This window comes from Hymenobacter terrestris (assembly GCF_013377905.1).
GTDB classification, from domain to species: Bacteria; Bacteroidota; Bacteroidia; order Cytophagales; family Hymenobacteraceae; genus Hymenobacter; species Hymenobacter terrestris.
Window position 1 is genome coordinate 1 of the sequence record NZ_JABKAV010000040.1, and the last position, 11968, is coordinate 11968.

General features: G+C 60.1%; 8 protein-coding genes and 1 riboswitch. Of the genes, 3 read left to right on the forward strand and 5 right to left on the reverse strand.

The window, feature by feature from the left end:
- Window positions 1–330 precede the first annotated feature (330 nt).
- Complete coding sequence (locus HW556_RS12720) at window positions 331–2556, reverse strand: S9 family peptidase (RefSeq protein WP_176900438.1); 2226 nt, start codon at window positions 2554–2556, stop codon at window positions 331–333.
- A gap of 191 nt (window positions 2557–2747) precedes the next feature.
- On the opposite strand from HW556_RS12720, the gene HW556_RS12725 reads away from it, so the two are divergent.
- Complete coding sequence (locus HW556_RS12725; protein ID WP_176900440.1) at window positions 2748–3683, forward strand: PH domain-containing protein; 936 nt, start codon at window positions 2748–2750, stop codon at window positions 3681–3683.
- 104 nt (window positions 3684–3787) lie between these two features.
- Here the strand turns inward: HW556_RS12725 and HW556_RS12730 are convergent, their stop codons facing one another.
- Both HW556_RS12730 and HW556_RS12735 read right to left on the reverse strand, forming a co-directional pair.
- Window positions 3788–5278 carry an OmpP1/FadL family transporter gene (locus tag HW556_RS12730; RefSeq protein ID WP_176900442.1) on the reverse strand — a complete coding sequence of 497 codons (1491 nt, stop codon included), beginning with the start codon at window positions 5276–5278 and terminating at the stop codon, window positions 3788–3790.
- Window positions 5279–5380: 102 nt separating this feature from the next.
- A complete protein-coding gene (locus tag HW556_RS12735) occupies window positions 5381–6751 on the reverse strand; it encodes a hypothetical protein (protein WP_176900444.1) in 1371 nt (456 codons plus the stop codon).
- Between the two features lie 187 nt (window positions 6752–6938).
- Between HW556_RS12735 and proS the strand changes: the two genes are divergently transcribed.
- Complete coding sequence (gene proS, locus HW556_RS12740) at window positions 6939–8414, forward strand: proline--tRNA ligase (RefSeq protein WP_176900446.1); 1476 nt, start codon at window positions 6939–6941, stop codon at window positions 8412–8414.
- A 234-nt stretch (window positions 8415–8648) separates the two neighbouring features.
- Here the strand turns inward: proS and HW556_RS12745 are convergent, their stop codons facing one another.
- Both HW556_RS12745 and HW556_RS12750 read right to left on the reverse strand, forming a co-directional pair.
- Window positions 8649–10025, reverse strand: a complete 1377-nt coding sequence (locus tag HW556_RS12745; RefSeq protein ID WP_176900447.1) for an O-acetylhomoserine aminocarboxypropyltransferase/cysteine synthase family protein — start codon at window positions 10023–10025, stop codon at window positions 8649–8651.
- A gap of 374 nt (window positions 10026–10399) precedes the next feature.
- Window positions 10400–10523, reverse strand: a riboswitch (SAM riboswitch).
- A 346-nt stretch (window positions 10524–10869) separates the two neighbouring features.
- Complete coding sequence (locus tag HW556_RS12750) at window positions 10870–11157, reverse strand: LysM peptidoglycan-binding domain-containing protein (protein WP_176900449.1); 288 nt, start codon at window positions 11155–11157, stop codon at window positions 10870–10872.
- A 235-nt stretch (window positions 11158–11392) separates the two neighbouring features.
- On the opposite strand from HW556_RS12750, the gene HW556_RS12755 reads away from it, so the two are divergent.
- Window positions 11393–11812, forward strand: a complete 420-nt coding sequence (locus HW556_RS12755; protein WP_176900451.1) for a lipocalin family protein — start codon at window positions 11393–11395, stop codon at window positions 11810–11812.
- Window positions 11813–11968 lie beyond the last annotated feature (156 nt).

An 11968-nucleotide genomic window follows, 5' to 3' on the forward strand; every position in this document is an offset into this window, starting at 1 on the left:
GGCAGCAGCTCGGCCACGGGGGCGGCGGGCTTGTCGGCAGGTGTATCGGGCTGGCAGGCCAGTAGGCTGGTACCCAGCAGCGGCAGCAAAAGGCAGCGTAGTAAGCAAGAGGACATGGGCAACAGTACGCAGGAAAGGAGGGAAGGTACCCGAAATTCGCATTTTTCCGTTGCCTTTTGCAATCAACCCAGATTTAGTTTACTGCCGCCGCCTTACCCACCAGCCCAAAACGCACTACCCCGGCACCAACTGCCGGCCCGCAGCACCCGGCGTAAAGGCCGTTCTGCGAGCCGGCAGCCGGTGCCGGGGTAGCTGCTTAAAGGTGTGCCTTTACAGGTTCTGAAGCACGAAGTTGGTCATCTGACGGTACAGGTGCAGGCGGGTGTTGCCGCCGTAAATGCCGTGGTTGCGGTTGGGGTAGTACAGGCTCTGGAAGTCCTTGTCGGCCCGTACCATGGCATCCACGAAGGCCACCGAGTTCTGGAAATGCACATTGTCGTCGCCGGTGCCGTGTACCAGCAGCAGCTTCCCTTTCAACTGGTCGGCAAACTTCACGGGAGAGTTTTCATCGTAGCCGCCGGGGTTTTCCTGGGGCGTTTTCAGAAACCGCTCGGTGTACACGGTGTCATAGTAGCGCCAGTTGGTAACCGGGGCCACCGAAATGCCCATCTTGAACAGGTCGGCGTTTTTGGTGAGGGCCAGGGCCGTCATGTAGCCCCCAAAGCTCCAGCCCCAGATGCCGATACGCGCTTTATCTACGTAGGGCAGGGTGGCGAAGTAGCGGGCCGCAGCGGCTTGGTCCTGAGTTTCAAGCTTGCCCAGGTTGGCGTAAGTACTCTTCTTGAAGGCCGAGCCACGGGCCCCGGTACCCCGGTTATCCACGCTCACCACGATGTAGCCCTTCTCGGCCAGCAGTTGGTGCCAGAGGTAGTTGGTGAAGGCAATGCCCCCGCCCGCGTCGTCCTTCACGGTCTGCGAGCCGGGGCCGCCATACACGTACATCAGCACCGGGTACTTTTTGGCCGGGTCGAAGTTGGCCGGCTTGATAACCGAGGCGTTCAGCTCCACGCCTTCGGCCGTCTTGAAGTTCATGAACTCCAGCTTGCTCAGGGTGTAGCCGGTGAGCTTCTGGCGCAGGGCGTCGTTGTCTTCCAGCACCTTCACCAGCTTACCATCCTGGCCAGTGCGCAGGCTTACCACGGTTGGGTCGCCGGCCTGCGAGTGGTAGTTGAGGTAGTATTTGGTGTCGGGGCTGATGTTGACGGCATCCACGCCGTTGCCGGCCTCGCTCAGGCGGGTTTTGCCCTTGCCCTTCAGGTTGATGCGATACAGATGGCGCTGCAGCGGCGACTCCTCGGTGCTCGTGAAGTACACCTCGCCCTTCTTCTCATTGAAGCCCTCAATGCTGGCAATTTCCCAGTTGCCCTTGGTCAGCTGGCGCACCAGCTTGCCGTTCATATCATACAGGTAGAGGTGGCGGTAGCCATCCTTCTCGCTCGTGAACAGGAACTGCTTGCCGCCTTCGAGGTAACGCAAATCATCGTTCACCTCCACATAGGCCGCGTCGGTGTCAGTTAGCACCACCGTCGACTGGCCGGTTTTGGCGTCGGCGTGCAGAATCTCCAGCTTGTTCTGCAGCCGGTTCATGCGCCGGATGCTGAGCAAGTTGGGCACCTTGGTCCAGTTGATGCGCGGAATGTACTGGTCGGTTTCCGGTCCCACGTCCATCTTCACGGTCTGGGCGCCGGCCACGTCGTACACGCTCACGCCCACGGTCGAGTTCTTCTCGCCGGCCTTGGGGTACTTAAACTTGTTGTCCTGCGGATATAGCGGGCCCCAGGCCTGCATGTTGTACTCGGGCACCGCGGTTTCATCGAAGCGGTAAAACGCCACCTGCCGCGAGTCGGGCGACCATTGGAAGCCCTGGGCAAACTCAAATTCCTCCTCGTACACCCAGTCGGTGCCGCCATTGATGATTTTGTTCATCGCGCCGTCCGTCGTCACGGCGGTTTCGCGCATCGTGGCCAGCTCGGTTACAAACAGGTTGTTGTCGCGTACGAAGGCCACGCGCTTGCCATCGGGCGAAAACGTGGCGTACAACTGCTTGCCTTCGCCCGCGCTCAGCGGCACCACTTGCTTGGTGGCCCGGTCGTACACAAAGAAGTACGACTTGCTGCTGCGCCGGTAAATCGACTCAGTAGCGGTGCTGAGCATGATTTTGGTTTCGTCGGCATTGAAGCTGTAGCCATCCACGGGCAGCGCCTGGGCCTGGCCGGGTAGCTTCAGGTCGGCGCCCGTCACCAGCGTCTGCACGGGCAGGCCAGTCGTTACGTCGTGCTGCACCACGTCGCCCTTGCTGAGCGAGGAGTAGTAGCGGCCGTCCTTCATCCAGTTGAAGCCGGCTACCGACTTAGCGGCGAAGGTGCCCTTCTGCCAGATGTCTTCGAGGGTAATATTCTGCTTCTGCTGGGCGTAGGCCGTTGGGGCAGTGGCGGGCAGCAGCACGGGGCTGGCGGCGTTCAGCAACAGGGCGAGGCCCAGAAATCGTAGGTTCATGCAGGTAAAATGAAATGTCAGTCAGTTTCCGGCGTTAAGGTAGCCAATGCGACCCGCAAGGTTGCACCCGGCGTATCTTTGCGGGCCGTTGGCCTCCGGGCTTTTGGCCGGCAGGTAGCGGTTGCTTGCCTCCAGCCCCTTATTCTGACAACTGACCGCTAGTAGCCGTCAGCTAAAAGCTCCAAATAACTATGCGCCTCCGTTCGATACTTTTGCTGGTGCTGCCGGGGCTTGTTGCCGCCTGCGAACCGGGACTCGGCTCGGGCCCCCGAGTGCAGTTCGTGGCCGACTCGCGCCTAACCGCAACCGCTCGCCGCCTCACCACGCCCGCCGATACCGTGACCACCCGCATCTATGCCCGGGCCGACGAGGACGACGACAGCCCCCTAGAGCGCCTGCTCATCACGGTAACCTACGATCCAGTGCCCGAGCCCATCATTTACTCCTTGTTCCCGGAAGACCGGCCCAAGGTCGACTTGGTGTACCTCGATTCGACGGTTTCCTCGCTGAGCGAGCTGGTTTTCCAGAGCACGCAGCCTACCCGCAGCACTGCCGGCGCCGAAACCTGGCGCTACGAGGCCTTCGATGCCGAAAACCGCAAAGGGGCACGCAGCCTGCGCCTGTATCTGCCCCGCGCCGACTCGCTGGCCGTTTTCCATAGCTACAGCGTAACGCTCGATGCCCCGCGTGCGGGAGTGTCCGACACGCGCCGGTTTCTGGCCCTGCGTGAGGGGCTGGCCCTGCCCGGCTTCTCGGTGCGCAACCTGCCCGCCAACCAGCAGCGCATCGATCTTATTTATCAGGTCGATAATACCACCAATGCCCCCATACTGTCGCTGCCTACCGAAGAGTCGTTGAAACTAACCTGGCCCCAGCCCCGGACCACCCAAATCCGCAGCACCTCCCTCGACAGCATTGCCTTCCAGGGTGCCGGTACTGCTCAGCAACTCCAGGCCGCCTACGAAAGCGGGAACGATTTTGGCCGCCCCACTACCACCGGCGCATTGCGCCGGGGGCAGGTGCTGGCCTTCCTCACACCCGAAGGCAAGCCCGGCCTACTGCGGGTGCAGCGCATTGGTACTACCAACCGGCGGCAGCTGACGGTGCAGGTACGAGTAGGTAAATAACCCCGACTCGCGGCCTACCCAATCATGCAAAAGCCCGGCTTCCACGCAGAGGAAAGTCGGGCTTTTGGGTTGATGAGCAGCGCAGTAGCAGTAGTGCTATCCGGTTAAAACAGGAAACCCGCCGTGACCGTGGTGGTAAACTGCTTGTCGATTACTTTCACTACCGGGGTGCCTTCTGCCGAGGGGCGGCCGTCAGTGTCGAGTATGGTGTAAGGAGTGTAGCGCGAGTTGCCTTTGCCGTACACGCCGGCCACATCCACGAAGAAATTGTTCTGGCGCAGCCCTAGGCCCCCGGTTACGAAGGTGCGGCTCTGGTCGGTGCCGCTGTTGCGGTACGGGTCGCCGTAGTAAGCAACGCCCAACCGGGCCCGCAGCACATCAAACCGGGCCTCCGTGCCCACCCGCAGGTTTACGGCACTCTGCTGCAGGTTTTTGATGTCGTCGTTGTCGGCGCTGAAGTTGTACTGGTTGTTGTTGTAGTTGCGCAGTCGGGCCGAGGAGTAGTCCAGGTATTCCACGTCGCCGCTGATGAAGCCATACTTGCCAAGCACCACGGCCACCCCACCGGTTGCCTTAAAAGGCGTAGTAAGCGCATATTCGGCTATGTTAGGATCGAGGGTCGAACGGGCCGACTGGTACGACTGGCCCTCAACTACGATAGGCCGATTGAACTGGGCCTGAAGCGAGCTATTGTACGTTTCGCTTAGCGCCATGTAAGTTGGCGTCTGTACCGAGGCCCCGATGCGCAAAATATCAACGGGCCGATAAATCACGCCCAACCGGAAGTTAATGCCCCCGCCAGTCGTCCGGATGTCGTCGCGCAATGTCAGCGACTGGAAGGCACTCTCTGGGTTGTTTGGGTCCGCGGCGTCAGCCGTCAGAATGTTCTCGGAGTTGTAGCGCACGCTGGTAATACCGATTCCGGCCCCGACATAAAACTTATCGAGGTAGCTGGCTCCGTAAGCCAGATCGAACTGCGTAGTGGAACCGCTGGTGCGAACCGTCTCGTCCTGATTGAGCCGGCCAGTGTCAAAGAAGTCTGCCGGGATATACGTGCCATCCGCGTCGCGCTCGGTCAGGTAGGTATCGAAGGCCAAATCATCCAGTCCGGCTCCCTGATCCTGGCTCAGGCGCTGAAAAATATCTTGGTTGAACTCGGGCCGGCCGCTGTAGCGGAATAGCTGGTTATAGCTGGCCGTGCGCGTAATGCCCAGGCCAAATGAGCCGGCCCGCCACGCGCTGCCGTCGCCATCGGGCCGGCGGCGGGCCAGCACCAAGCCGGCGCTGGCTATGTTCAGGTTGCTGCGCGAGTTGTTGTTGGTATTGCCAAAAGCGGTAGCATCGCTGCTGAGCAGGCTGAAACCCGGCGAAATGCTGAACTCGGAGCGCTGGAACATACCTAGTCCGGCCGGATTCACGCTCACCGAGCCAAAGTCGCCACCTACGGCGGCACTAGCCCCGCCAATGCCCAATGTGCGGGCCGTGCCCACGGGCTGAGACTGCGAAAAGCGCAGCGCATCGGGCTGATACTGAGCAAAGGCGTGGCCGGCTGTGCCTATTAGGGCAACAGCAAGCCCATATTTCAGGGTTTTCATAGGAAAGAAAAAGAGGATGGCCCGGTGCGGCCCGAAACAACGTCGGGCCGCTTTTGACGGGCAGATAAATAATGCAGGCTGGTAACGGAGCCAGCGACCAGCTTAGCGCACCCGGCCGCGGCCGCCGCCACCGTCCCCGCCACCGCTGCTCTGCGCAGGCGAGGAAGACCGGCTAGGCTCTGAGTAGGAGCGCGAAGGCTCGGAGGCACGGCTTGGTTGCGAATAAGAGCGCGAAGGCTCAGAAGCGCGGCTGGGCTCCGAGTAGGATCGCGAAGGCTCGGAGGCGCGGCTGGGAGACGAGCTACGCTCATAGGTGCGCTGGCGCTGAGGCTGCGCTGTGCCCGAACTACTGCCATTGTCGCCGCTGTAATAGGTTGCGCGGCGCGTCCGCTCCGGCTGGCTGACCGTTCCTTGCGTCGTGCGCTCGTTGCCCGAGGCGGGTGCGCTACTGGGGGCCGAGTTGTCGAGCACACGCCAGCGGCGGGTGGTGCCGGCCGGCTGGCCTGACATCGTCGAGGCGCCCTGCACGGGCTGGGCGTCGCGGTAGCGGCTGCTACGCGTGGCAGCTTGCGACGTGGCGTCTGGCTGCCCGCTTGCCGAGCTATTGCCATTACCAGCCGTTACATCGCGCACCCGGCTGCGGCCGTTATACTGGCCAGCTGGTACGGTGGCACCGCTATTGCCCGGTGTGGTAAACCTACCTTCCTGTACTACCCGGCTACGGCCGGGGCTAGCGTTGCTGGCCGTGCTGGTAGAGCCACCGGCCAGGCCAGCACCGGTACCGGTGCGCGAGCGGCGTGGCCCGTAGGTTACGTTGCGTACCGGGCGGTCATTGCCCACGCCGCAGTAGCCATTGTTGTAGAAGCCGTTATTATAAAAGCCATTACCATAGAAGCCATTGCCGTATCCGAACTGGTTGCCCCAGGGCCCGCCGAAGCCGCCGTAGGCAAAGTAAGGGTCGTAGAAACCGTAGGGCGAATAGCCAAAGGGTCGGTAGAAGGGCCGGCCAAAGCCAAAGCCGATGTTGATGGTCAGACCACCGTAACCATAAAAAGGCCGGTAGAAGGGGTCGTAGAAGGCATAAGGCGAGTGGCCAAACGCCGAGTAGGGCGAGTAGCCAAAGGCCGAAGCACCATAATAATAAGGGTCGGCGTAGGGGAAGCTGTAGTAGCCCAAGCTGCCGCCGCGGTAGTTGTTGCGGTACTGCGGCGCATCGGCGTACCGCTCCTCATCGTAATACTCATCGCTGCCGCTTCGGGCAACACTGCCGTTGTAGTCGGGGTTAACCACATCGTTGGGGTCGCCAACAGGAGTGGCTTGGGCTACCGGCACGGCCAAAGCCGTTACCTTATCGTCCGAGGCCGAGTAGTACATGCCATCGTTTTCGGTGGTAGCCAGATTAGAAGATACGGCGCACCCTCCCAGCGTGAGCAGGGCCAGGGCGGGTAGGATAGAAGGGAGGTACTTTTTCATGATGCCTGCTGGTAAGGATGGATTGGCCAAGGAAGGAAAACGGAATGCTAGAGGCGGAAGGACCGCCAAAGCCCAGTTCCTCCGGATTTTATAACGTAATTTCGCCCCGAAACGGTGCCCTTTTCTTAGGACAAATCTTGTACCAGAAATTGGAACTTTTCATCCTATTCTCAAGATACTCCCAAATATGAGCAAAAGTTTGCCCAAGCGTAGCGAAGATTATTCGCTCTGGTACAACGAACTGGTAAAGCGGGCCGGGTTGGCCGAGAACTCGGCCGTGCGCGGCTGCATGGTTATCAAGCCCTACGGCTACGCTATCTGGGAGAAGATGCAGCGCACGCTCGACGATATGTTCAAGCGTACTGGCCATGAAAACGCATATTTCCCGCTTTTCGTGCCCAAAAGTCTGTTCGAGGCCGAAGAGAAGAACGCCGAAGGATTCGCCAAGGAGTGCGCCGTGGTAACCCACTACCGCCTCCAGACCGACCCCGACCGGCCCGGCAAACTGCGCGTCGACCCCAATGCCAAACTCGAAGAGGAACTGATTGTTCGCCCTACCTCGGAAGCCATCATCTGGAGCACATACAAAGGCTGGATTCAGAGCTACCGCGACCTGCCGTTGCTCATCAACCAGTGGGCCAACGTGGTGCGCTGGGAAATGCGCACCCGCCTGTTTCTGCGCACCGCCGAGTTTCTGTGGCAGGAAGGCCACACGGCCCACGCCACCGAGGGCGAGGCCGTAGCCGAAACCCGCCAGATGCTCGACGTGTACGCTCAGTTTGCCGAAGAGTGGATGGCACTACCCGTAGTAAAAGGCGTGAAAACCGAAAACGAGCGGTTTGCCGGCGCCGTGGATACGTATTGTATCGAGGGCCTGATGCAGGATGGCAAGGCCCTGCAGGCCGGCACCTCGCACTTCCTGGGCCAGAACTTCGCCAAGGCCTTCGACGTGCAGTTCCAGACCAAAGAAGGCGGTCTGGAGCACGTATGGGGCACAAGCTGGGGCGTGAGCACCCGCCTGATGGGCGCGCTGGTGATGGCGCACTCCGACGACGAGGGCCTCGTGCTGCCCCCCAAGCTGGCCCCCATTCAGGTGGTCATCGTGCCCATCTACAAAACTGGCCAGCTGGAGGAAGTAATGGAGCGTATCCGCCCTATGCAGATGGGCCTGATTGCGCGCGGTATCTCGGTGAAAGTGGACGACCGTGACACCGAGCGCCCCGGCTTCAAGTTTGCCGAATGGGAGCTGAAAGGTGTACCCGTGCGCATCGCCGTGGGCCTGCGCGACCTGGAGGCCGGCACCGTGGAGGTAGCCCGCCGCGATACCAAGGAAAAGATGACCCTGCCGCTGGCCGACATCGTGAACAGCGTCGACCAGTTGCTGGCCGACATTCAGCAGAACATATACCAGCGGGCTCTGCGCTTCCGCGAAACGCACACCACCCGCGTCGAGAGCTACGAGGAGTTCAAGCAGGTACTCGACACCACCGCCGGCTTCGTGCTTGCCCACTACGATGGAACCTCCGAAACCGAGGAGCGCATCAAGGAGGAAACCAAAGCCACTATCCGCTGCCTGGCCCTCAACGAGCCCGACGAGGATGGCGTCTGCATGCTAACGGGCAAGCCGTCGGTGCGCCGCGCTTATTTCGCCCGGGCCTATTAAACCACGGATTTAAACGGGTAGTATAGTCGATTGAATGCAATGAAACAGGCCCGCCGATTGGCGGGCCTGTTTGGTTTTGTGGTTCAAGTTGCGCAATGATCTTGTCGGTACGCTGTAGGGGCGGGGGGGTGTTGCTCCCCCCCCCCTACAGACATAGTGGTTGACGCGCCGCGGGGCGGGGGGGGGGGGGGGGCCCGCCCCCGCCCCTACAGTGATTCCAACAGTTCAAAAAAGCTATACCTCCAGCGGCTGCTCGTGCTCAGCGGCCGGCTCGGGTAGGGGCTCATCCTGAATGTTGTCGGGCGTGGCGGCACTCAGTACGGCGTCGAAGGCCTGCTGCAAGTCGGCCCGAATGTCGTCGAAGTGCTCGATGCCGAGGGAGAGGCGTAGGAGAGTGGGGGTTACGCCGGCTGCGTGCTGGGCTTCTTCGGAAAGCTGCTGGTGGGTGGTGGCGGCGGGCTGGATGATGAGCGTTTTGGCGTCGCCCACGTTGGCTAGGTGGCTGATGAGCTTCAGGCTGTCGATGAACTGCGTGGCCGAGTGCTTGCTGCCTTTGAGGGCGAAGGTGAGCACGCCGCCGTAGCCGCGCTTGAGGTATTTGCGGGCCAGTTGGTGGTAGGGGCTGGAGGGCAGGCCGGGGTAGTTCACGGCCTCCACCTGCGGATGCTGCTCCAGCCAGGTGGCAATACGCAGGGCGTTTTCCACGGTGCGCTCCACCCGCAAACTCAGCGTTTCGAGGCCCTGCAGCAGCAGAAACGAGTTGAACGGACTCTGCGAGGGGCCGAAGTCGCGCAGGCCCTCCACCCGGGCCCGGATGATGAAGGCAATATTGCCAAACGAGCTGTTCTTGCCGAATACGTCGCTGAACACGAGGCCCTGATAGCCCTCAGAGGGCTCGGAAAACTGCGGATACTTGCCGTTGCCGAAATCGTAGGTGCCGCCATCCACAATCACGCCACCCACGCTCGTGCCGTGCCCACCAATCCACTTGGTCGCCGATTCCACCACAATGTGGGCGCCGTGCTCCAGGGGCCGGAATAGATAGCCGCCCGCCCCAAAGGTATTGTCCACTACCAGTGGTAAATCGTGCTGGCGGGCAATGGCGGCAATAGCCTCGAAATCGGGGATACTGAAGCTGGGGTTGCCGATGGTTTCGAGGTAAATGGCCTTGGTGCGCTCGTCAATCTGGGCTTCGAAAGCAGCCGGCTCGTCGACGTTAGCGAAGCGCACTTCGATGCCCAGGCGCTTGAACGCCACCTTGAATTGGTTGTAGGTGCCACCGTAGAGGTGGGTCGAGCTCACGAAATTGTCGCCGGCCTGCACGATGTTGTTGAGGGCAATGAACTGCGCGGCCTGCCCCGAAGCCACGGCCAGCGCGGCCACGCCGCCTTCCAGCGCCGCCACCCGCTGTTCAAACACGTCGGTGGTGGGGTTCATCAGACGGGTGTAGATGTTGCCGAATTCCTTGAGCGCAAACAGATTGGCCCCGTGCTCGGCGCTTTTAAACACATAGCTGGTGGTCTGGTAAAGGGGCACGGCCCGCGAACCGGTTACAGGGTCGGGCTGCTGGCCGGCATGGAGTTGCAGCGTTTCGAAGTGGAGGCTAGACATGGCTATTTTGCTTTTAGAAGTTGATTTTTCGTTTTTCGGCAATCGGTTTTCGCACACGAATCCGCAGAAGGAAACCGCGCAAAGGCCGCACAATGGGCGCGCCGGGCCGGGGCCGGAGCAAGCGGACAAGTAAGGAAAAACAGGGGAAGCCCGCTAAGAGGGGCCGGGGTCAGTCGCTCAGGCTAGCAGCAGCAGCAACACGCGCTACAACAGCCACACATTCGCATTCGGGCGGCAACCGGGGTGGCGGCCGGTAGGGCAGCAACGGCTGGGGCCGAAACGCCAAAAGCCCATGGCCAGGCGGCGGGCCCAAAGGCGGCCGGAGCGGTGGGGGAAACGGAGGCGAAAACGCGGGAGTGGCTCATAAGACTGGGAGGTTATAGTCCCCGCCGCCGGACGGTTAGGTCGGGCTGGTCGGGCAGGCATTGGCACCTTTCGCGCGGTCGAAGGTTGCCAGTGGGTCGGGGAGCCTGTGCTCTCGCCACTTCTGTATAAATCCTATGAAAACTACTCCGCCGCGAGCGGGGTAGTACCGGGTTGGTGTTGCAAAGGTATAGCCGTTATTTTCTGAAATGCAAGCGAAGTGGTATTTATTTTTATTGCCCTCTCCGATAGTTCTCTGATCCTACCGACTTGGCTAATGTTGTTGTTGCCTAATGAGTTATAATTTTGACATGCTATGTGTGCTGAATTCCAATCGTTATATGATTCGCTGAATTTTCTTCGTCAGGGGCCTTTTGTTGCTTTGAAAACGACCATTCTACTTCAGGATTTTAACTTAAAAGAACAAAAAAAAGCCACTCCGTTTGGAGTGGCTTTTTGAATATTTCCGCGAAGCGGGATGCTATTCTTTCGGTAGCGTCAGCACTTGGCCTACCTCGATATGGTCGGGGTTGGAGCCGATGGTGGACTTGTTGGCGTCGTAAATCTGGTGCCACTTGCTGGCGTCGCCGTAATGGTTCTTGGCAATTTTCGAGAGCGAGTCGCCACTTACCACGGTATACGTTTCACCAGTCGTGGTGTCGGCGGTTTTGTCGGTGCCGAAGAAGTCGGTGGTGCCGCCGGCCGGAGTAGTGTTGGGAGCTACCGGCTTGGTTTCGCCTTTGTCAGAAAGAAAATCAAAGAGTCCCATGGTCGTAATGCGTTAGGTGAGGGAGAGAGCAGCCGACGGCTATGTACTGTGCGGCTTGGGTGCAGGCCCTTCTTACGCCATGCTAGACAATAGGTTGTGCTGCGGTATTCGGGGGCGGCAAGGCTACTGGCCGCTAGCCGAACATCTTGAGCAACGCTGCCGTAAGAGGCGCATTACCGGCGGCTGGTTGCTGCCGTTTTGTTCGCTCCAACACCTTTACTTATTCTTCCTCCCCATGAAAAACTTCACCTCTCCCGCTTCGCGCCTGCTGACTGGCCTGTTCATGTTCGTATTGCTCTTCACGGCCGCCTGCGGTGGCAAGGAGGGTACCGTTGAAACCGTTAACCAGCTCTACGGTACCGACAGCAGAACCTGGAAAACCGATAAAGAAATGGACGCAACGGGCGACAAGGTAGCCCAGACCGATGCCATGGACGACCAGCGCGTAACGTTCTTCGCCAACGGCCAGTACAACATGACTTCGGGTGCCCAGACGATGAATGGCAAGTATACCTTCGACCAGGGAGCCAAAACCATCACGATGATGCCTGACGGTGCCGGCCAGTCGAACACCTTCACGGTGGTAACGCTGACCGACGACAAGCTGACCCTCAAAGGCACCGACGGTTCGGAGCTGCGCCTCGAGAAGGAGTAACCTTCCGCGCTAAGCCGAACAACTCGTAATAAAGCCCCTTCTGCCACTGGTGGAAGGGGTTTTTGCGTTGTCACCTGCAGCGCATTAGAGGGGCTGTTGCGCTGCGCTGCTATTGAATTGTGAACGGTTGAGCTACTTTGCTGTGGAATTTAGCTC

Excerpts from the sequence above, each read along its gene's own strand:
- HW556_RS12745 (WP_176900447.1), bottom strand. The coding sequence starts at position 10,025 with ATGTCTAGCCTCCACTTCGAAACGCTGCAACTCCATGCCGGCCAGCAG.
- HW556_RS12720 (WP_176900438.1), bottom strand. The coding sequence starts at position 2,556 with ATGAACCTACGATTTCTGGGCCTCGCCCTGTTGCTGAACGCCGCCAGC.
- HW556_RS12735 (WP_176900444.1), bottom strand. The coding sequence starts at position 6,751 with ATGAAAAAGTACCTCCCTTCTATCCTACCCGCCCTGGCCCTGCTCACG.
- HW556_RS12750 (WP_176900449.1), bottom strand. The coding sequence starts at position 11,157 with ATGGGACTCTTTGATTTTCTTTCTGACAAAGGCGAAACCAAGCCGGTA.
- HW556_RS12725 (WP_176900440.1), top strand. The coding sequence starts at position 2,748 with ATGCGCCTCCGTTCGATACTTTTGCTGGTGCTGCCGGGGCTTGTTGCC.
- HW556_RS12755 (WP_176900451.1), top strand. The coding sequence starts at position 11,393 with ATGAAAAACTTCACCTCTCCCGCTTCGCGCCTGCTGACTGGCCTGTTC.
- HW556_RS12730 (WP_176900442.1), bottom strand. The coding sequence starts at position 5,278 with ATGAAAACCCTGAAATATGGGCTTGCTGTTGCCCTAATAGGCACAGCC.
- proS (WP_176900446.1), top strand. The coding sequence starts at position 6,939 with ATGAGCAAAAGTTTGCCCAAGCGTAGCGAAGATTATTCGCTCTGGTAC.